The sequence below is a fragment of the Arthrobacter sp. 1088 genome (genome assembly GCF_031455315.1).
In the GTDB taxonomy this organism is placed as follows: domain Bacteria; phylum Actinomycetota; class Actinomycetes; order Actinomycetales; family Micrococcaceae; genus Arthrobacter.
The window spans coordinates 1-20,993 of the sequence record NZ_JAVDSM010000024.1 but is presented as its reverse complement, the minus strand read 5'-3'; the positions used below and the strand labels follow the sequence as shown (position 1 = coordinate 20,993).

15 protein-coding genes and 1 pseudogene are annotated in these 20,993 nt (G+C 61.0%); 5 read left to right on the top strand and 11 right to left on the bottom strand.

Annotation, left to right across the window (positions count from 1 at the left end; translation table 11 throughout):
- Positions 1-532: 532 nt before the first annotated feature.
- The 6 genes from J2Y41_RS22605 to J2Y41_RS22580 all read right to left on the bottom strand — a co-directional run bounded on the left by J2Y41_RS22605 (position 533) and on the right by J2Y41_RS22580 (position 12,159).
- On the bottom strand, positions 533-1,510 hold the full coding sequence (locus J2Y41_RS22605; protein ID WP_309931895.1) for a hypothetical protein: 978 nt from the start codon (positions 1,508-1,510) through the stop codon (positions 533-535).
- Positions 1,503-2,540: a nucleoid-associated protein gene (locus J2Y41_RS22600; RefSeq protein WP_309931893.1), complete on the bottom strand. Its 1,038-nt coding sequence runs from the start codon at positions 2,538-2,540 to the stop codon at positions 1,503-1,505. Before J2Y41_RS22600 ends, J2Y41_RS22605 begins: the two co-directional genes overlap by 8 nt.
- Before the next feature lie 1,299 nt (positions 2,541-3,839).
- On the bottom strand, positions 3,840-7,331 hold the full coding sequence (locus tag J2Y41_RS22595; protein ID WP_309931892.1) for an AAA domain-containing protein: 3,492 nt from the start codon (positions 7,329-7,331) through the stop codon (positions 3,840-3,842).
- A gap of 1,531 nt (positions 7,332-8,862) precedes the next feature.
- Complete coding sequence (locus tag J2Y41_RS22590) at positions 8,863-10,095, bottom strand: hypothetical protein (RefSeq protein WP_309931889.1); 1,233 nt, start codon at positions 10,093-10,095, stop codon at positions 8,863-8,865.
- 31 nt (positions 10,096-10,126) lie between these two features.
- Complete coding sequence (locus J2Y41_RS22585; RefSeq protein WP_309931887.1) at positions 10,127-11,767, bottom strand: relaxase/mobilization nuclease domain-containing protein; 1,641 nt, start codon at positions 11,765-11,767, stop codon at positions 10,127-10,129.
- A gap of 2 nt (positions 11,768-11,769) precedes the next feature.
- Complete coding sequence (locus J2Y41_RS22580) at positions 11,770-12,159, bottom strand: MobC family plasmid mobilization relaxosome protein (protein WP_309931885.1); 390 nt, start codon at positions 12,157-12,159, stop codon at positions 11,770-11,772.
- Positions 12,160-12,388: 229 nt separating this feature from the next.
- Here J2Y41_RS22580 and J2Y41_RS22575 point away from each other — a divergent pair, with 229 nt between their 5' ends.
- Together J2Y41_RS22575 and J2Y41_RS22570 are read left to right on the top strand one after the other, a co-directional pair.
- The gene (locus J2Y41_RS22575; RefSeq protein WP_309931883.1) at positions 12,389-12,691 is read left to right on the top strand and encodes a hypothetical protein; all 303 of its coding nucleotides are present in this window, start codon (positions 12,389-12,391) and stop codon (positions 12,689-12,691) included.
- Positions 12,692-13,380: 689 nt separating this feature from the next.
- Positions 13,381-14,481, top strand: a complete 1,101-nt coding sequence (locus tag J2Y41_RS22570) for a hypothetical protein (protein WP_309931881.1) — start codon at positions 13,381-13,383, stop codon at positions 14,479-14,481.
- Positions 14,482-14,718: 237 nt separating this feature from the next.
- Here the strand turns inward: J2Y41_RS22570 and J2Y41_RS22565 are convergent, their stop codons facing one another.
- Both J2Y41_RS22565 and J2Y41_RS22560 read right to left on the bottom strand, forming a co-directional pair.
- Positions 14,719-14,979, bottom strand: a complete 261-nt coding sequence (locus J2Y41_RS22565) for a ParB family protein (protein ID WP_309931879.1) — start codon at positions 14,977-14,979, stop codon at positions 14,719-14,721.
- A gap of 86 nt (positions 14,980-15,065) precedes the next feature.
- Positions 15,066-15,413 carry a hypothetical protein gene (locus J2Y41_RS22560; protein WP_309931877.1) on the bottom strand — a complete coding sequence of 116 codons (348 nt, stop codon included), beginning with the start codon at positions 15,411-15,413 and terminating at the stop codon, positions 15,066-15,068.
- A gap of 12 nt (positions 15,414-15,425) precedes the next feature.
- Between J2Y41_RS22560 and J2Y41_RS22555 the strand changes: the two genes are divergently transcribed.
- The 3 genes from J2Y41_RS22555 to J2Y41_RS22545 all read left to right on the top strand — a co-directional run bounded on the left by J2Y41_RS22555 (position 15,426) and on the right by J2Y41_RS22545 (position 18,500).
- A complete protein-coding gene (locus J2Y41_RS22555; RefSeq protein ID WP_309931875.1) occupies positions 15,426-16,454 on the top strand; it encodes a tyrosine-type recombinase/integrase in 1,029 nt (342 codons plus the stop codon).
- 4 nt (positions 16,455-16,458) lie between these two features.
- Complete coding sequence (locus J2Y41_RS22550) at positions 16,459-16,779, top strand: helix-turn-helix transcriptional regulator (RefSeq protein ID WP_248761473.1); 321 nt, start codon at positions 16,459-16,461, stop codon at positions 16,777-16,779.
- Positions 16,780-17,012: 233 nt separating this feature from the next.
- Positions 17,013-18,500, top strand: coding sequence for a hypothetical protein (locus J2Y41_RS22545; protein ID WP_309931871.1), 1,488 nt, complete (start codon positions 17,013-17,015; stop codon positions 18,498-18,500).
- Positions 18,501-18,626: 126 nt separating this feature from the next.
- Here J2Y41_RS22545 and J2Y41_RS22540 read toward each other — a convergent pair whose 3' ends face one another.
- The 3 genes and pseudogenes from J2Y41_RS22540 to J2Y41_RS22530 all read right to left on the bottom strand — a co-directional run.
- Positions 18,627-19,361: a single-stranded DNA-binding protein gene (locus J2Y41_RS22540; RefSeq protein ID WP_309931897.1), complete on the bottom strand. Its 735-nt coding sequence runs from the start codon at positions 19,359-19,361 to the stop codon at positions 18,627-18,629.
- A gap of 5 nt (positions 19,362-19,366) precedes the next feature.
- Positions 19,367-19,633: a glutaredoxin family protein gene (locus J2Y41_RS22535; RefSeq protein WP_309931870.1), complete on the bottom strand. Its 267-nt coding sequence runs from the start codon at positions 19,631-19,633 to the stop codon at positions 19,367-19,369.
- Positions 19,634-20,264: 631 nt separating this feature from the next.
- Positions 20,265-20,993, bottom strand: a pseudogene (locus J2Y41_RS22530) (chromosome partitioning protein ParB); the annotation flags it as partial.

Here is a 20,993-nt window from a genome sequence, read left to right as displayed (position 1 = left end):
ACGATGGAAGCCGGCCCTGAACGCCTTCGCCATCAGCTTCGACGGAAGAATCAACTAAATGCCAACCGTGGATCCACCGAAAATCGGACAGTCCCGCTCCGGCCGGATAGGTCATCCTAAACACAGCAGGCTGCTGCCTGCTGATTCAGGCTTTGCTTGGGTTCTGCGTTTTGATGTTCCGGTGTGCAGCTGGCCGGTAACCGTAATGTGGGCGTACGACTACGTACAGGCATAGGTCAGGCTCACATATCTTCATAGGGCTTACCAGTTGGGATCGTTCCTACGAAGACTTCACAATAGTTCACGTGCTGGCCTACGGACGAGAAGTGAGGCAAGTTGTCGAGATACCAACGCCGGGACAGGCACTTTGTGCTATGCGAAGGATGAGTCAGGTCAACTGCGCATTTTGTCAGACTTCGGTCCGATCAAGTGAACCACACCCTGGCTCTCAAATCGCACTGGTCGTCTACGCGCCCCGCGCGGGACTGGCGTGTTAAAGAACCGAGAACTTCGCGCGCCGATGGCCTCCTGGTTATCTCACCCTCAGTTCGTCAGCCATGTTGTTAACAAGACGATCAAAGTCAGTGTTTGCCACGGCGCTAGCAAGCAATCTCGGTTTTTGAGCTAGGTCCGCAATAAGGAGGGCCTCTGGTTGCATGTACAGCCAGTCGTACTTTTCGACGTAGTTCTCCCCGCCATAGGCATGCTCGTCAAAGACCTTACGAATCCTCTCTCCATTTTGCGTGACTAGATCTTGAATCTTGTGATCCAGAACCTTCCGGTCCTCTTCGTCATAGGCACTCAAAAGTATCTCGAATAAACCTTCGGGCTTGAGGGATGGGGCATGAGACTGTGTGAAATCTGTGAATATCTTGCGCACCTTATTGAAGAGGCCGGCAGATGTTTCGGATTCAAATTTGTTCACATCTTTGATCAACGAACTCACCTCCGAATCGAACAACTCGGTTAATACGATCAAACGGAGGACCCTGCGCTGAAGGTCACTCGGCAACTTGGTCGCATTCTTGTACCTCAGCCGGTGGTCGACCATATACCAAGCGTCACCGGCTACAGTTCGTACCTGCACCTCCACTTTAAGCCCGTTGCCTTGCCCGTCACAGATCTCGGGGTCACACAGATCAAACTGGTCTGAACTGTACTCCAACTTCTCAGGTGATGGCCTTCGACGATCCAATTCACAGGATACGTTCCGGGTCTGACATTCCGCCTTCAGCAGATCGGAGAAAACCGCAGCGCCTTCAACCGTAGGAAATAGGGCCTTCAGTGCAACCAGATCACCGAAGGCCTCCCACGGTCTTGCGTTTTCCGGTCCGTTCTTGTAGGCCTTCGTCAGGAGACTCGGCAACTTCTTGACTCTGCCGTCGACATGAGCATTTGGGTCGATCCGGTGGGCCAAGTCCAGGAGGTTTTCCTTCCACTGGTCCAACCCGGCCTGAAGGTGAGGCAGCTCCTCTGTATAGCGATCGCTGAGGACATTCACACTAGTCATGTGCCGCGCCCTTCGGCACGGAACCGAATCGGATCTGGCGCAGGTCCCCCCTGAGCCGGATGACAGTCGCTCCATTTTCATCTCGTGAGACATCAATGTTCCCAGATTCGAAAGCCTCGTTGCTTGCGGTGACGGTGAAGCCTTGCCCGACGATCCTCACCCCCGAACCGCCTCCGGCAATCAGCTTCATGTCTTTCCGAATTACCGAATCGCCTACAGTCTCAGGGATGGCAGCCAAAAAGTCATCTCGATCCCGCGGCTCGAGAAACTCGTCGGCAAAAACGCTCGGCTGGAAGTCTTCGCTAGGGGCATTCATGTAGGCCGTTAGTGCGCCCGCATACCTAGCTCCTTTTACAGTGTCAGCCAATGTTCGATTAAAGAAGGTCATGGCAGAATCCATGAAAACTTTCGTCTGTATTTCCGCCCTATCTGCAAGTTGGCACCCTAGAAAGTCCGCCAGAAAGAAATCGGCATACATGGCACCATTCTGTTGATCTACCATTTGTCCGATCACTGTTCCGTCGTCGGCAAGCTCCATGACGGCGACCTTGTAGATCTTGGAATTTTGGCCCACAATCAACTCGTTGAGATGTTCCAAGTCCAAACGGCCAGTAGCAGGGTCCCGTTGCAGCCTCATTCCTTCTTGATGCTCGGCCTTCATCAGTAGGACGGCATCGCGGCCATCCCTCTCGACACGAGCGACGACAATAATTCCTGATGGGCTCGTTGCTGTCTGGCTACGAAACAGAGCCTTCGCAAGCTCTTGTGATGCCTCAATGAAGGGACGATCATCATTATCCTTGATGATTCTTTCTACAAGATTGGTAGATCTCGAGGGGAGGCTGTCATCGGCTTTGATATCCCGGGGATGCTTCAGGGCAAACTTGACCATGTTGTCGAGGATGAATCTACGCGTTTCAGGCTGAAGCGGAGTGAGTTCCGTGCTGAGTGTTGCGTCAACGTCAGATTTCGTCGAGTGTTTACCCTTCGGAACCTCATGAACTATGGCTTTGGACAGATTGATGGCCAAGGGGAACTCCTGATTGCGAAATGACAGAGATTTTATCCACTGAATTTATCAGCTCACGAAGCGCGCTTGTGCCGGGCGCGCTGGCGAAATCAAGTCTCAGTTCCTACAAATCTGACTGCTTTACCGCCTCAGTCACCAGCGTTCCCTGCCCATGAATCCGCCATCGCCGATACAAACACTTCAACCAATCACACGGCAAGCCCAGCATTCTTGCAGCCCCTTTTCCCCGGGACCCTTCTCGAATCACGCTACAGCCGGCAGCACGCTCATCCTCTGAGAACAACCTACTTGCATTCATAAAGCTGCTCCCCGGACGTCGGGACTGAATTTCTCAGTCCAACTCCCGGGGAGCAATTCACAAGCCCAGGACCCCCGTTCTCGTACAGCAGGTCTCCCTTACAAGAATATTTGAGGGACGGGCTGAGTCATGGAGGTTGATCTGGGCCGACCTCACCACTGGTTGGTTTGTAGCGTGGTTCCGCAGTGCCCAGAGGTGGCTGTCTATTTGCTGTTTGAGGCTCGTTTTCCGCTCTCCTGGTTGGCTGCCCCGAAGCGTCAAGGAACTCCGTTCGCGGAAAATAGGCGTCTCCGGCATGGCGGATGATCTTACCGAGGTAGGGGTCGCGTTGCTCCAGGGCCGTGTCTCCGTAGTGCAGGGGCGCATATCCGGCCTCCCGCTCGGCGCTTTCATGCGCCGGTACCCAGATGAGAAGTACGCAGACAACAGCCACAGCAGGAAGCAGCATCAGAATGGCCTAGTCGGTGAACCACGATCGAGGAACCTCCAGAAGCCTGAAGACAAACGTCACCGCGCAGATAAGGACCGCCCTGGTTGTAAACCGGTACCTGGCCGCGAGCAGCGCGTAGGCGGTCCGACGAGGTATCAGCCTTGTCCCTTCTTTCTGATTCACCATTGGCCGGTTCGTTCATGTCGATCATCGAGCAGGTCATGGCGCCTCCGGCAGTGGGCCTCCTGGAGTGTTTTCACTCTCTCCATCCCTGGCAACCGGCTGTGGAGTGGCTTCCCTGCCAGGGGCAGCCACTCCAGACTGTCCCGGACTCTGGAGAGCAAAAACATCAACGCGGCGGCCACGACCAGGAACAACGCCGTGATCAATGCGGTCAGGATGCCTTCGCCCATAGTCGAGGCAACTTCCAGGAATCAACCATGGCACCAGCGGCCCTCTGCCAGTGGACTCCTTATGCGCCTGAATTGCCCTCGGAAGCACAAGACTTGGAGGATGCTCGAGTGTCCCTCCTGGTGAGCGTCCCGTGAGGGCCAGTGACCGGATGAGAGCGTCAAAGGCCCTCGTGCTGTTGCTGATCGACAGCGACTTCCAGGATTTCCACGGTCCTGTCCCTATGCCACCGTGCATACCGTCGCGGGCCGTGAGCGCTGCTCACAGTCACCCACAGAGCTAGGCCCTGCCGAAGCGATTCAGGAGACGGCTCCTTGTCGGGTCCCGGAAGGAGCAGCCCTGTAGTTCTGAGGAGGTCGCCTACACGTGGCGCGCTCATGCCGAGTTCCGCGCCGAGTTCCTTCTGTCCCCAATATTCGGCTCGGCTGACTGGTGTCCCGTCGTCATCGTAGATCGGCGGCAACTGCTTCTCTGCGAGCCCCTTCTCTGACCCTGTTGCGTCATTGGGCGAGCCGACCGGTTCAGACAGTGACGGATTCAGGACCGGGCCACGCGAGAGCGTCTCCGGCTCAGGCGATCGCACCGGAACGAACATTTCCCGGAGTAGCACGTCGGAGCCGCGGACGTCCAGCCTTGGGGCCATAGCGGTGAAGTATGGGAGTCTGGCCCATTGACTGCGGTCACCGATGATGTACAGGCGGTGCTTCGCGCGACTTACGGCGACGTTGAACAAGTTTGGGGTGTCCACGGCCCACTTTCGTGCACCTATGGTCTTGCCCCCAAGCACAAGTACTACGATGTTTGCTTCCTTGCCTTGGGCGCGGTGGATGGTCCCGGACTGCGCCTTCGCATTCGGCAGGTGCCGTTTCGCGCGGCGTTCGATCTGGTCCGCTGTCTGCCGGAAGGGGGCGATTGCCAGGACCTTGTCCATGTCGTATCCGGCTTCGCGCAGTGCTGCAAGGAGCTCGTCGAAGCGGGTGAGCTCCTTCGCGGAGGCGTGGCCGTTCCACTCCGTGGTGACGACGTCAAGCCAGGTCGATCTCGGGGCTTCCGGGAGGCTGTCTCCTTCCGGGAATCGCCTGGTCAAGGTCTTCCCGCCATGGATCATGAGGCCGTCGTAGACTTCGTGGTTGACGGCGTCGAACATTGGATTGTCGCAACGGCGGTGGACGCGCAGCGGGGCCCCGACCCAGACTCTGCCTTGTCCGGGCGGCTGGATGTGTGTGCCGTACCGAGAGGTCCGGTCGGCCAACACCTGAGCGGGATTCGCAGCCGGCAGCCACCGAGGATCAGTGCCCGTGATCTCCAGGAGTCGGTTCTGGTATTCGGCTGGGAGCGTGACTACCGGCGTGAGCTGAAGGGGGTCGCCGACCAGCACGGCGCGGCGTGCACGCCAGATCCCGCAGAGAGCTGCCTGCGGAGTCGCCTGGCCCGCCTCGTCGATGAAGAGCCAACCAAGCCGTTCGTCTCCGAGGGAAGCGAAGAGCCGCGGTATAGAAGCGAACGTGGTGGTAACAGTGGGCACCACCATGAACAACGATTCCCAGGCTTCCCTCACTGTGCCGGGGTCCGTGTCGGCCGCGATGGACTTCTTCAGCACGTCGCAAACTGCGTTGAGGTTCGAGCGCATCTTATCGCGTTGATCCAACACGAAGGCCTGATGCAATTGGAGGGCTTCAAGGAACAGCCGGGACCGCGCTTCGTTGAACACGTTGTCCAGCCAAGGAGAGGCGTACTCCCTCTCGGCGCTCTCAGGTGCGAACCAGTCCGAGGATGGCCTGCTGTGTGGATAGGCCTCCAGTTCAGACTCCAACGCTCTGCGCTGTTGGTTGCCGTGCTGCAGACGGGCGGCTGAGTCATTCCGGCGTTCCCGAAGAGATGAGGTCGTCTCTTTGTACCTCTGGATAAGCGACCGCAGGCCTTCAATTTCAGCGCCGGCGCTTTCCACCCTTGCTGCGAGGCTGACCTGACGTTCCCTCCATGATGTCATGACCCGTCCGAAGCTGAAGATCTGTTCCAGAACCCCGGGTCTTGCAGCAAGATGGTCATTTAGGTCAGAACGATAGCGCACCTCGGCCTGGACCAGTTCGGCCAGTGCTTTCTCCTGCCCCGCCACAAGCTGCATCTGGTCCGCCAGCCTCGCGTTATGGGCGTCGTGGACGCGTGCAAGTTCCTCCGTCTTCAGACGCAGGCGCGGCAGCGCCCGGAAAGCCTCATGGAGACGCTGGCGTTCTGCCCGAAGCCGGTCCACCTCCGCCTTTGCCGCCAGGAACGACTGCCTCGCTTCCTGCCATGATGGAATAGTGTCGCTGGGTTGCTGATTTAGCAGCTTCAAGAGGCCGGGAGCATCATCAGCCTCCTTGCCGTTGAAGAGCGCCGCGCCGATGAACGAAGCGACGTTGGCGGAGTTGCCGAGCTTGGCCGAGATCAGACCCCATGCGCGTTTTTCCGGCTTTTCCTCCTTCCCGCCACCCTTCCTGTCATTCAGCAGACGGGTGGCAATCTCAGGGTAGTAGCGTGCCCCTTCGCCAAAGGCGGGGGCTATGACATCCTTCGACAGGACCGGGATCTCCAGGCTGATGTTCTCCACCGCTCCGTTGTTAGAGGATGCTATAACCATCTCAAATCCTCGAAGGCGCTCGTGCAGCAGGTGCACACTGTGACGATAACCGGATTTGGAACCCATCTGCTTGGTTGCCACGAAGGCGTCCGATGGGCGGGCGAACGACGCCAGCGCTGTGGCGCGTTTGGTCACCAAGGCCGCGATCATGTCCCTGAGCATGGTTGTCTTGCCTGTGCCAGGTGGGCCGTTGACGGCGAACAGACCATTACTGCCCTCCAGATCGGCCAGGATCCGGTTGACTGCGAACTGCTGTGAGAGGGCCAGCGGATGCTCGACATCGCTTGGCCACCGACCGTCCGGCAACATGTCCGGCGCGACAGATTCGTAGACGCCATCAAGGTCCTCCCGGACATCGCATCTCGAATTTGTTGTGTCGGGTCCGAGATACTGGCGGACCGCGCCGCCACGCGTTGGCTTGCGGGAGATCGAAATGAGATCAGAGAAGAAGGCACTGTTGAAAAAACCTGCCTCGGACTCTTCCCCTTCCGGCTTTTCCCTAATCTGTCTGCTTTCTATCCTCACCGTGGCAAGCCCTCCGCCCCGGTAGGTGAGAAGCCCGCGAACGCCTGTTTCACCCAGGGTGAGGTCGAGGATTGACTGGAAGTCGGCGTAGTTCAGAGGGTGGGTCGGGAACCCGGACGGCGATTCGTCGCCGATCTTGATCCCACGAGTCACGACGAGGTCGCCAAACCGCTGCGTCCATCGGGCCTCGTCGGCGGCGAAGCTTGTCTTGATATCGTCGAGCTGTTTTCGCGTGCGAAAGCGGCCTACTGCCCAGACGCATTGCGACAGGGCTGCAGTATCGGGGTTGAGAAGCCCACCCTCACTCACCGTGACCACCACGGCTGAGCCCTGCCCTGCAGTGCCACCGGCATAGTTTTCTGTCGTTTCTGCCCCCAGGACAGCCCAAGCCGACTCCAGGTCATAGACCCCCAGAAACACTGTGTGCCGCCAGGTTTTCCCGGAGCGGCTCGGAGGCCAATCAGAGTTTTCCCAAGGAAGCAGGGATTCCGGTGAATAGTCAGCCACGTATGGGGCGGCACCCTGCGACTTTGACGGTTTCGGTATGTTCTGAGGTGAGAAGGCTTCAACTCCCAGCCAGAAGTCCAATGGAGCCTCTTTGCCCTCCTGCGCTCCCCGGCTCTCGGACAATCCTGTTTCTGAGGCCCCCATAGCTCCCTTTCTCTCGATAGGGGTCTAACGGTTGAAGCCATACTTCATGATGCGGCAAATCAAGTACCCTACAGACGGATACGTTTGGTGCACCGTCGCCAAGGAGGGCGCCGGTCAGGAAACCCTGAGCTCGTGCACGCCAATGAACGATTGCCCTCGTGCGTAAACTCCAGGCCGGCCGGGAGGGCGTTGGATTGCACAAACGCAAATGTTCAGAGACGTAACCTAGGTCGGCGACCCCCCGAGGGCTGTTTTGAGCAGCGGAACCAACACCCTCGATTGCGCCGGGCAATCCGAGGGTGACGAACATGCAATGAGCCTCCGCGCTTCTCGCGACCCCCATCCGATGACTGACGCCGCCGATTTGGGTGCACCGTAACCTATCAGCGCGTCAGCGAAAGCGTCACCCGTCGCCGCCAGCAGCGTGCACAGGAAATGTGAGACCTCGGAGTGCGTAGAGGACTCCTCTTCCAGAGCCACCGCCAGGTCGATCAGCGCTGCCGTGAAGTCGTGAGACGTGACGGCATCGAGGCCCGCCCTTATAAGGGCACGCTAGTCTCCTCGATCCGGCTTCCGCCGGACCACGGGGCATCAAGTTCGTACGCCTCCGCCCTCCGGGATATCGGAGTACTGGAGGGTCGAGCCACTTCGGCCACTCGTTTGGCGGTCAGCTCTTGCTGAAGCAGCAAGACATACGGCCTTTCGATGTTCGGGGCAGCGCACGAAGGCGCGCTGGCTCCCTCATCTCCGCCCGATTTTCCCTGCTGAGACCGGCACTCACCTATGACGCAGACCTACCTTCGCTACTTGGCGAGGACCTGCGGTTACCGACAGCGATCCGGCGAGCTCGGTGAAAGTGATCGTCTTTGAGGCTCGGACGCGGAGGAGCACGTCGCGTGTTTGGCCACGGTCCCAGTCCATGCCGTCACCGGCTTCTGTCCAGGAGGGTCCGCGGTCATGGTCAGCCCATGACTGGTCAATGGCGGATGCCAGCCGGGTCAGAACAGCCTCCGTTATCTCTACAGGTTTGCTTGGGGTGTTGCGTTGTTGCCAGGCTTCTTGCGGGCCTGGTACCGGGCGGCCACCTTCGAGTAGCTTGGTTGTTCGTTGTTTTTGACCATGGCGTCGGCGATTTGCTGGTATCGGGATCCTGGCTTGTATCGGTCGACGTTGGCGGCCAGTTCTTTGACGCGTTCACCCGTGATCTTCCCGGGGCACGAGCCCCTCCAGCCATTTTGCGGGCGTCTTCTTGCCGGAGGGCGAAGCTTTCTTGCTTCGGCTTCGCCTTACGGCCAGGTTTCGACACTGTCGGCAGCGTCTTCGTGTCTTGGTCACCCATATTCCACCCTAACTTTGAGTTCGCCTTGGTTCCGGGATTTCCGTCCAGCTATCGGCTGGGGCCGTTCTTGCTTCGTTCCGCCCCCGCCGCTGCTCCGCGGCCCGTTTTGCGTGCTTTGGCTGCCCGGTTGGTGGTGACGGCGGTGTTGGGGTGTGTTCCTTCGCTGCGGGCGGCTGCGAGGCGGCCCCGGATTTGAGGTTCGGTGGCGCCGGTGGCGTCAAGGGATTCGGCGAATTTCTGGTGGTGTTCAGCTGAGCCGTATCCGGCCGCCGAAGCAGTCTCCGTTGCGGGTGCCTGGTCTTTGAGACGACTACTGTCGTCGGTGCTGGTGACGCGGTTCTTGATGTCCCTGCCGAGGCTTTCGATGCGGTCGAGGAGTTCTTGTTCGGCGCGTTCGTAGCGTTGTTCCTGGCTGGACCGTTGGTCGCCGGTGAAGCTGCCTTCTGCGAGGAGTTTCGCTTCGTGCAGGTTTTTGGCTGCGTCCACGAACGCGGTGTCTTTGAAGTGGGCTTCGGTGGTGCCGTTGATGTTCGCTGTGGTCTCGATGCGGAGCTGGTCGATGTCGGGTCCCTTAACGCCGTCTTTGCCGATAAGGAACATACGTTCCTTGATTTCGGCGTCGGCCGGGACCACGGCTTTCGGGGTCTTTGCGTTCTGCGCCAGCTGCAGCGCCTCTGCCATGGCCGGGTTGGCAAGGTATTCCACGGGGACCTGGTGGCGTTCCATTTTGGAGGCGAGTTTCGTGGGTTGGGCGCGGAGCTCTTCGGCCCTGGCTGCCGCGAGGAGCTGCATGGCCTTTTGGTGTTCGGCGGCCGCTTTCCGGGCCTCTTCCTGACTTAAGGCAAGTGCGCCCCGCGGGGCCTCTTCGGTGGTGATGGTCTGGATGCCTGACTCGAGGTAAGCGGCGTCCGTGCCGACGTCGTGGGTGTCGATGCCGTACCGCGTCAGGACTTCCTCACGGATCCTCTCCGACGCTTCCAGAGCAGTGGGGTCGTGGGCTTTCCACGCTTCGGCGACCGTGTGCGCCGTGGCGATATCGGAAGCTTGGGCTTTGTCCCACCACTGGTCCTTTTCGACCGGCGCCAAGGCTGCGCGGGCGGCGCTGCGTTCGGCCGCAAGACGTGCTTGGGCTTCGTGCGCTGCCTGTGAGTCCAAGTGTTCCTGTCGCCGCTCGGATTCCTGTCGTTCGCGGGCCAGGGTTTCTGCAATGCGGGAGGCTATCATCAGGGACTGCCGTAGGCCGCCGTCTACGACGTCGTCCATTCCGTCTGATTCACTCATTGGTGTTCCCCTTGCACTAGTGGTGTGATTCTTATCGGTCGAGGCCCGGGCCGGAGTCGCGTCGGCTGGGTTGATGGGTTTTCGCTTGTGTGGTCAGCGTTGGCGTGGTTGGCAATGCTGAGCCCGGCCGAATGGGAGCCATGCCTCGATGTGCGATATCAATCGCTCGTGGCGGTACTGATGACTCCGTTGTTGGCTGTTGCTCGGCCCCTACCAGTACAGCCTTGGGCATCGTGGCGGTGAACGGTGCCAGGTGGTTTTCCACCACGGAGCGGATGCGCTGGGCTTCCCGGGTCCGGCCGGACTGGGCATGCATTTCGTACACCGCGAAGGCTGTGTTAATCAGTTGCACCATGAGCGCTGTCTGTGCGCCAGTTTTGCTCTTGGACGATGCTGCCATGAAGAGCATCGCAGTGCCGGCAATGGACGGCAGTGCAATGGGTTTGCTGTGCTCTTTGGGTGCACGGAGCTGCGCCGTGCGGGATAGTTCAGCTGCCGTGGCGGCCAGCGGCCCTGGCCTTGTTTCCAATCGGTAAGACCAGGCGGCGAACGCGCCGGAAACTTCTCGTGCTGCTTTCGCCCAGGTGGCGTGATCGTCACGTGGAATGGACCGTAGTTGTTCTGCCAAGGCGGTGGCGTTGCGGGTGTACTCCACCCACACCTGGGGCGACGGTGTGGCCTTCTCTGGTCCGGTCTTGGAGACGGTGCATTTGTTGCGTGCTGCGGCGTTCCATTCGGCCGCTGCCTCGCTCGCGTGCTGTGGCGTGTCGATCCAGTTTTCGCGCAACGCTCCGAGTCTGAGGTCCGTGGCGAGGGTGCCGCCGCCGAACCAGATGGGCCGCTCCCCCGGCTTGGGTCGTTCGGCGACTGAGTATCCGACGATGACGTCGGTGGTGTTCTTCGCGTAGCGGGGGCGGAGAAGCATTCCCGTGTTACGGGCGCGGCGAACGAACTCGGCCTCCGTTGCTGAGGCGCTGGCGCTGGCGCGGACTTTGCGTGCCAAGGATGCGCGGTGCATTTCCCGGTCGTCGCGTACAGCTGTCGCCTTTTCCGCGCGGTCATAACCCCTAGTGGCGTGCACGGTGGAGAGTTGTTCCAGGCCGTACTTAATTTCCAGTTCGCGGCAGGTCTGCTGAGCCTTTTTGTAGTCGCCGTGGGTGGAGGCCTTGGTCCCGTCTTCGCGGACGAGGGACACTGCGATGTGGATGTGGTGGTTGCCGTTCTCGCTCGTGCCGTGGTTGATCGCAGCCCACCGGCACTGTGCTTTTCCGCTGGTCGCGGTGAAGCCCATGGAGTCCACGAAGTCGTTGGCGATGTCGCCCCATTGCTGGTCGGTCAGCGCCCCCTCTTCGGCGCGCAGGCTGAGGGAGCAGTGCCACACGCTGGCGTCCTTGTACCCGACGTGCACGCGCTGCTTCTTCGCAGCGTCCCACTGGAAATCTTTGATCTGCACGGAGGTGCCGTATGCCTTGCGCGGCCGGTCCAAATGCTTGGCAATCGCGACCGCGTCTTCATGGTCCAGGACGCCGTCGTCGTACCACGCCATGATTGCCGCGTCCCCGGCGACCAGGTGCGGCTCCGTGTGTGCGTTCTTGGTCTTGTCCGTATCGGTTGATGCCAGATAGACCATGAGCCCGGCCATGCGCGAACCGCGGGTGATGTTCGGAATCATCCCTACATCAACCCATCAATGGCCTGGTCAATCCGCATCGCCACCGACCGGATATGCTTCAGCGCTTCCCGCGCTTCGGCAGGGTACTCCCCCGTCGCATTCGCCTGCCGTGCGATCTGGTTGATGTTGTTCGATGATCGCGCCAACAAGTTGTGCAGCTGCATCAGCTCGGCCATGATCGCACGACGCTCGGTCGGGGAATCCGTGCTCTCCGACAACGCCGAGGAAACCAGCAGGTTCGGGACAGTCACTTTCTCCCGCTCGGCCCGTGCCACCAAGGCGGCTTCCTCCTCGACCGTGACCCACACGTCACGGCGCTTCTTGGACCCCGCCGGAGAGTTCGCACGACGACGGCGGGACAGATTGGAACGGCCAGCACTCTCCTCCCCCATCACACGAATCCCTCCCTCCAAAAGGCCCAGCGCAGCGACCCCAAACCGGGGACCACACAAGCCAGTGTCACTCACGAACCCGACAGGGTCCGTGAACGACACACCATTTACACCCGTGTAAATGTATAGCTTGCTCCGCCGGGGATGAGTCGGCAAGTTTTTAGACCGTTTTGGGGCACGCCGGTAAAACCTCCCCGGACGGCTCCGCGGATCTGGGTAGTTTGGGGGTATGGACATCAACGACATTGCCGCTAAGGCGGCCGCAAAAATCGACGCCGCCCGCGACTTGAAAGTCAACGCCGTCAGGAAAGCCGCCGCCAGCGGTGTCGAAGTCGCCGAAGCAGCTGCGCTGCTCGCCGCAGCAGAGCAAAAATACGCGAAGGACTTCGCGGCCGCTCTTCGCGCGGACTGGACCGAAACCGACCTGCGCGGGTTCGGCCTGGATGCACCGTCCAAGCGCCCCGGTGGTCGGCCACGCGGCAAGAAGGGCATCCCGGCGGCAACGTCGGCGTCCACGGGTTCAGAGAACTGACCCTTCGCCCACCCGAGCAACGGCAAAAGCTAACACCTCCGGGCTTTTCCCCGCACCCACGGGATGGCGGGACCCACCCGCCCCGCTGCACACAACCACCACCAGGCATTTCACCTTGCGGGTGCGGTGGCTAAGTCCTCGGAATGGCCGCAGAGGCTGCCGGAAGCATGGCGATCACCGAAGCAAATCGGAAACTGCACGGGAAGCGACCGAAACATAGCGCTACCAAAGGACGCCACCTGCTCGCCCGCCACGCAGCCGGCACCCATACCAAACCGAGCTCGCAGAACTCTCCCGCGACACCGTGTTTCGCGAACTCCAGCGCACACAACCAGCCCAACCTGACAACTAGGGCTGCATGTTGAAGGCTGGCGCGTGTGGACGCACCCCGGGCCAATGCTGCATCGAGCACACACCGCTTTCCAGTCAGTGCGCGCTCTTGGCGGTGGTAAGGAATCCAGCGTACGGGACAGCGACATCGAGGGTGTTCTCCCACTTCAAACCAAAATAAAATCGCTGGTTGAATTCAGCCACCAGCGGGAGCAAACTGCCCCTAGGACAGGCAACGTCGCGATTCTCAATGGGCTCGGTGCACCATGATCTACATGCCGAAACGCCGGAGCAAAATAACTCGCTGGGCTTGGCGAGTCATAGGGCTGCTGCTTGGTATTTTGTCTGCGCTGGGGGCAATGAGCATCTCCGCCACCGGGGTGGCGCCGCTTCCGACAGTCCCCAGCCAGAAAGCTGTTCTTCCCTCGGCTACTCCTACTCCGACTGCAACCAAAGGTGGGCGTCCGGATCTTGGCCAAGACAATCACGCCCCAACAAACGCCGGGGTCCTATCCGTCAAGTACTCGGCGGCCTGCAACACCTCCACGTGCACCTTCACACCACAGATTGCATATCCACCAGCCGCGGCATGCTCCTTCGACGCCGGCAACGGCACAACCGCTGTTCAGTTCCAATGCAACGCCGGCATGGAGTACATCTACCCGATTCCCGGGGTCTACTACGCCCAAATAGCAAATGCCAGCGGAGAGTTCCAAACCATCATGGTCACGGCAACAGCACAGCAACCGCCAACCGAAACGAGCACGCCGAAGCCGACAGGAACCTCCGTCGGGCCCTCCGATACGCCAACAGCTAGCGGAAGCGGCTCAGGCAGTCCGATCCCCAGCGGGACCGACTCACCAAACCCCACCACAACGACCTCGCCTGAGCCCGGAAGTAATGTACAGAAGTACCTGGAGAAGTGCCTCAAAGGTACGGTTGCCTACTCACCGCCATCATCCATGGAACTCGGACGGCGGGAGGAATTCGTACTCCGGGTCGCTCTGCAGGGAGCGTCCGAGAACCCGGCCACAGGGTTCCCAAGCGGCAGCCCCGTTGCCACGGAACACCCGCGGATCTGCGCGCTCATGCGGGCAGACCTCACAGGGGAGGGCTTCGACATCGAACGGCGCGGCGATTCCTCGGGCGTGATAGCTTTGCCGAGCGACGAAGTCGGTGAGTGGGGCTGGTACATCACGCCAAACAAACCCGGCAAACAAACACTCAGCCTCCGGCTCATAGCGCCCATTCCGGACGTTGACGGCGAGTTCGAAGTTGAGACGTACAAGCGAGACATCGACGTCAGCGTGGGAATTCTCCAAGTGGTTGGCGACGTCACCAGAGACTGGGCGGCCCCATTGGGCATAACGGTCCCGGTGATTATTGCTGCCATAGGAGCGTTGTATCTCCGGGCACGACGAAATCGCTACGATGCAAAACACGCTGCCGCGACGAAGTGAAGCCGCCACGAACCACTGACGATCAAGAGCACACCTGTCCAGGAAATCAACAAGGATCACGCCTTGCTGATCCTGGATGTCCTCAACACCCCGTGTTAGAGGTCTTCTTCCAAGTCGATCAAACCCTCTCGGCAGAAGTCCGTACGGGCTGCGATCAGCTCTCTCGCGGCGCTTCAAAGTAGGCGCGCGATTCAACTACCTGTTCCCAGCCGAAGGTGTATCGGGATGGGGCGGCTGTCATTGGTGGTCTTCTCGTACTGCTGTTTCGGCGCGCGTGCGTCGCCCTGGGCGGAGCTCACCGGCTCCAACGCCGGGCCATTTCCGGCCGTCGTTGTACTTGCGCTGCAGGCGCCGCAGTTCCCTTCGCGCAGCTGCCTCAACGAAGTCCGCAATGGAGGCGTAACCCTCCTGGAGACCGACAGCCTGAACGGCCGCCCGAATCTGCTTCAAATCCTCCTCGGTGAAGAAGGACCCCTTCTTCCTGGTCTCCTTGGCCATTGCCCTAGAGTCTCCTTTGCTTGTCGTCGAGAGTTGCGCACCCGTCGGGTCAGCGTGACGGCTCCCCCGGACGGGGAGACCGAGGACTAGAACGGAGGTTCGCTGTCAGGCCCACTACCCCAATTGCCGCCGCTGCTCTGCTGGACTGCCCACGGGTCACCCTGCTGCGCTTGTCCGTTTCCGGCTGAGTTGGTGCTGCGCTGGGTGCGGTTTACTTTGGCTGTCTCGAATCCCGTGGGTTCTTGTCGCGACGGGTAATCCCCTGATCCGCGCGGATATTCGCCGAAACCGCTCATTTTGCCTCCGATGTTGATGTCTGAAACATTTTCATGATTCCTGAAGCTTCCGTGATATTCATGATCGGTGCGGAAGTTTGCTGAACCGAGGGATGCGTGATGGTGCTTGCTGCCGTTCGTTCCATCGGGTTCAGTCATGCTTTGCGATCCGTGCAGGACGAAGAGGACTTTGAACAAGAACTCGTCGATCAATTCCTGCTTGCGCAGATCGGTTCGGGTGTCACTGACCAGTTCGTCAGCACGGAGCGTTCGGTGATCTTTGAGTTCGCGCGTTTCCTTGGCCAGTATCTGTGGACGGCCTCGCCCTCGGACGCTGACCGGTTTCTTGCCCATCTGCGTAACGAACGCCGGCAGGCGCGGTCCACGAGGGAGAGCAAGGCCGGCACCCTGGCCAGGTTCTTCGACTTCCTGATCGCCAGATACCAGGGCGACATCCATGCGCTCACCGGTTATGTGGTCCTGCAGCCCATCGACGAGTTCAACCGGCCCTCCAGTTCGACGTTCGTCGCCGCCCGGATCGCGCCCAGCGACATGGAAATTGAGACACTGTTCACCAAGTGGCGTGATGCTCTGCCCGAGGCCAGGAAATATCTGCCCGCCGCCCGCGATTACCTGGCGGCTTCGTTGTGGCGACGTGCCGGCCTGCGAATCAACGAGACCCTGATGCTCGACATTAAGGACTGGCGCCCCGACCTTGGGGAGCACAGCAAGATCCATGTGCGGTTCGGCAAGGGCAGCCGCGGCCGCGGCGCCAAACCCCGGCTGGTTCCGGCAATCAACTCCGTTGATTCGCTGCTGCAGTGGTGGCTGACGGACGTGCGCCATCAGTTTGGTGATGACTATCTGGATCCGGACGCGCCCCTGTTCCCGAGCGAGCGGCGCGACCAACATACCGGTGGCTGCGCCCGGGTCGGTGATGACGCACTCAGGGCCGGGCTGGCAGGAGCGGTCGATCGCTGGCTGCCGGCCTGGCGGGGACGGCTCAGCCCGCACGGACTGCGGCACTACTGTGCCTCGTCGCTCTATGCCCGGGGCCTGGACTTGAAGGCCGTCCAGGAGCTGCTCGGACACGAATGGCTCTCGACCACCACCCGTTATATCCACGTCCATTCGGACCACATCGACCATGCCTGGGCGGTCGCAAACGAACGCCTGACTGCCCGGCTGACAGGAGAGTGACAAGATGCGTTGGAACCTACGAATGGTCGCGGCGGAGCGCGGAATCTGGAAATCGACCGAGCTGCGTCGTCGGCTTGCCGACGCAGGACTGGAGATCAGCACCGGCAAGATGTCCGGGCTATGGACCGGAACACCGACCACCATCCGCCTCGAAGACCTCGACGTCATCTGCGCCGTGCTGAACTGCTCCCCCACGGAACTGCTGATCTGCGAGCCAGAGAAGGTAGCCGATGCCCGGCCGAAACTGGCCGAGGCATCATCAGGTGGAACGGTCCCGACCGTGGTTCCCCGGCTCGGTCGCAACCGTTCCAAGCCGCCCGTATGAGAGGGTCCAGCCGCCCCCGCAACTGCAGCGTCTGTGGCCTTCGGCCGGTCGCGTGGAGCTATCCGCGCCGGACAAACTTCTGCTACAGCTGCATGCCCGGGGGCCCTTTCGTCCCGCCCCCGTGTAAGCGGTGCGGACGAACCGAGGGGTACTACTCCGGCGGGCTGTGCGACCAATGCCACCGCAGCGCACCCCGGCCCGTGGAGTCGTGCAGGGACTGCCAGGCCTGGGGCGTGGGAAAACTTACCGCCTGGCTCTGCGAGGCGTGCAGGGCTTGGCGCGCGAAATACCCTCAGGGAACCTGTAGGGCATGCGGTGTACGTGCTGCGGTCAATGACGATCAGGACTGCAGGCTCTGCTGGCATCAGTTCCTTGCCGCTGGAGGCCGGAAAGGCGGGGCCGATCTGCTCGAGGCCAACCGCTTCGGCCAGCAACTCTTCATAGCCAACCTCCGCCATGCCAGCGCAGGACAACGACGCGGCACCCGACGGCACCGCACGGAACACCCGGCGGCGGATCCTCCCCTGGTGTTCACACCGGTGGCCCACCGTCAACTGGTGCTGTTCCCCGCGCCGGATCGCGATCTGCAGCGAGGACGGACTTACGGTTTCCCTGCCCCGGCCGACCCGGTAATGGGCGCCTTCCTGGACGCATTCGTCGTCGACTACGCGGAAAAGCACGGATGGAGCCTGACAGCGACCAAAATCGTCCGCCGCGGACTGAGCATCGCCCTTGGCCTGCAGGACACACCCGGGGCGCCTCTGCGCGCCACCGACATCCTTAGGCTGCAGCCAGTCGGAACAAACACTTTGCGGTTGCTGGAGGTTAGCGCTGCGGCCGGGCTGCTCGAGGACGACCGTGAACCTGCCGTCGACAAGTGGTTCAGCACCGCCATCGCGGCACTTCCCGAACAAATGAGCCACGAGCTGGGCCGTTGGTACGTGGTCATGACCCGCGGCAGCATGACCCCACCGCGCAGTAAACCCCGGTCGGAGCAGACCATCCGCTTGTACCTGCGGTGGTCGCTCCCTGCCCTGAACGCCTGGGCGGCGGCCGGACACACCACCCTCCGCGAAATCACCACAGACGACGTCAGGGAAGTTCTGCCCGGCTCCGGCAATCCGCGCGCCACGATGGGACAAGGACTGCGATGCTTGTTCCGGGTCCTCAAGGCCCACCGAGTCATCTTCTTCAACCCCATCGGGTCGATACGCACCGGCACCCACGAGACCCGCCAACCCATGCCATTGCCCGCGTCCGCGCTGCGCGAGGCCATCAACTCCACAGACCCAGCCCGCGCCGCAGTCACAGCGATCGTTGCCTTCCACGGGCTCCGGTCCGGACAAGTGCGCAAGCTCCAACTGACCGACATCCACGACGGCCGATTGCACGTTGACCAACGAGTCATCCCTCTCGCCCAACCCGTCAGGGACAGACTGGCCGCATGGCTGGCCTACCGCGAAAAGCGATGGCCCAAGACGACCAACCCGCACCTGTTCATCAGCCGGCGCACAGCCCTGGACAACTCCCCCGTTGGCATCGCATGGGTTAATACGTCCATGGGCATGACCGTCCAGGAAGTCCGCGAGGACCGGATCCTCAACGAACTGCACACCAACGGAGGTGACATCCGACGGCTCTGCGACATGTTCGGCCTCAGCATCCCCGGCGCCGCCCGATACTCCGCCGCCCTGACCCACCCGGGCCTCGTCGACGCCTAACCAAAGTCCTGCGCTTCGGCGAAGAACAACGAACCGGCCGAAGGCCCCCGCAGCACCAGCCTCCACAAACGGACACCAACCGTCTGTGGAGAACTGGACTGCCGCAAACCCAAGCATCACCAGCCCCTAAACCCGAGCCTCGTCGCTTGAGTTCCCAGCCGGGACACCTTCAGATTTCTTGAACCCACGGGAAACGTTCGCGTACCGGAGCGAGGGACCTACCTCGTCAATTTCGAGCTCTATGACGATTCGCTTCTCGCCTTCTTTGGTTTCGTAGGACCGGGACTTGAGCCGGCCCGAGGCTATGACGCGGGTGCCTTTGGTCAGAGACTCGGCCACGTTCTCGGCCATCTCCCGCCAGGCACTGGCGCGCAGGAACAGCGTCTCCCCGTCCTTGAATTCGTTGGACTGCCGGTCGAAAGTCCTGGGCGTTGAAGCGATCGTGAAGTTCGCGACCGCGGACCCTGATGGCGTGAAGCGGAGTTCGGGGTCGTTGGTGAGGTTTCCGATGACGGTAATGGTGGTTTCCCCGGCCATGCTGGTTCCTTTTCCTCGTGTGCTGCTGGTGTCCTCGGCGGGGACTCTGGTTTCGTTTCGAGGCGTTGTGTCATGGGTTGCGTCGGTTGGGTACTGGGTCGCGGTGCCGGGGTCGTCTGCGTAGGGGTCCCAGATGGTCCCGATGGGCCATGGCGGCAGGTCGGGGGCGATCCTCGGGTAGTTCATGGCAGCGAACTCGTGGGGGTCAGGCGCCGGGACGTTGATGATGCCGGAGGGGTTGGCGATCCGGCCAAACTCTTCCAGGTCGTCCTGTCGACGGCCGCTGAGCCGGAACCGTTCCTCTTCTTCCCACGCGCTCTTCATCGCGGTCACGCTGCCTTGTGGTTCATGGCTGCCTGGACGAGCTTGTCGCGGCGCAGCCCGGACCAGTGGTCCTGGTCATCGGAGTTGTTCACGACCACGGGCGCCTGGGTGTGGCCGAGCTCGGCGGTGATGTACTCCAGCGCTGCCGGAACTTCGGTGATGTCCACGGGCGTGTAGCTGATGCCTTTGGAGTCGAAGTACTCCATGGTGCGGTCGCAGTTCGGGCAACCGGGCTTGGTGTAGATCATGTATGCGGTGCTTGAGGAAGTCATTTTCAGTCCTGCGTTTCGTATCAGTTTTAGTGAGGTTCGTCTGGCTGACTTGCTACCTCCATTTTACTGTTTATCCAATCGAATAAAAAGGATTATGGCGCGGATTATAGGGCTTTTTTTGTCGGATTTTGTGCATCATTTGCGGCCCCCGAGGGTGGGTTTGGGTGGTGCGGGTAGTAGGCCGGCGGCCCTCCCCCGGCGTCATTAAGAGCCGCCCCGTGGATGGTGGGTTCCTGTGCCTGCGTGGGGTGCGTTGGGAGTTCCCGGTGTGTGGTCCCGGCTGAAAAGAGCTGCTCTACAGCGGGCGGTGCGGCGACTGCCGGTGTCTCCGCCCATGGGAAAGATGTCCGGTTTGCGGATCAAAACGAAGCAGGACCGGCGCCTGCCGGTCCTGCTTCGCTTTCCTCGGACAAAGGAAGACTTTGGTTCATTCTACGAGGTTGAAGACTTTGCCCGCGGCGCGGCACCAGGGCGGTGTGTGCTTGGTGGCGTTGACTGGCGGTCCGCCGCTGGTGAGTGGCTGCTGGGGTTCGCGGGCGGCGGACCGCCCGCCGTTTGGGAGGTTCCCGGCTCGTTCGTGGTGAGTGGCTTGGGGCCTTGCCGGGCGGGGGGTTCCGCCCGGCAAGGGGTTTTATGCCGCTTTGGTGTTTTCCTCGGCGGGTTTGCCGCTGTCGATGATGATCTGCTCAACCTCGCTTGGGGTGTAGCCCCATGTGAGGAGCTGGTTCAGGTAGTCCCGGTGGGTTTGGGACGGGGACCGCCATGAGTCCTTGGCGATGGTCTTCTCGTATCCGGCGCAGACGAGGGCGATCAGGGAGAATTCGGGCCGGGTCGTGGACTTGGCCACGTGATCCTTCAGCGGGTTCCACCCCCACCGGTCTGACGCTTCGGACTTGGCTCCAACCATTTCTGCGGCCACTTTTCCGTCCTAGCCGTTGGTCGTTTCGCAGTGGTGCGTGATGGCGTGGACGGTGAAGTACTGCCACCCCTTCGGCGCCTGTTTCTTCGCCAGCAGGCTTTTGACGAAGTCCCTGCGTACCGTCGTGGCGGCCTGCATCTTCTTGTTGTTCTCAATCAGGGTTTTCCGTTCGGCCTTCTGTTCCTCGGTCATCGGGCCTTTCTGGACGTTGCTGCCGCCATCATGGCGTTCGTACTTCGGCGTGAATCCCAATTCCTTCCATCCGGTAATGACAGGCTTGGCAGTGTGCTCGCCCCGATAGTTGGTCGAAACAAAGGCGGCGTTCGCGTCCTCCTCCGTGGCCGGGTCCCCGTCTGCCCGGTTGGCTGCTGAGACGAAAAGGTTCTCTTCGTCGGCGTAGTTTCCGGCGTACTCAACAATGGCCTTGCCTTCGGCTTCCAG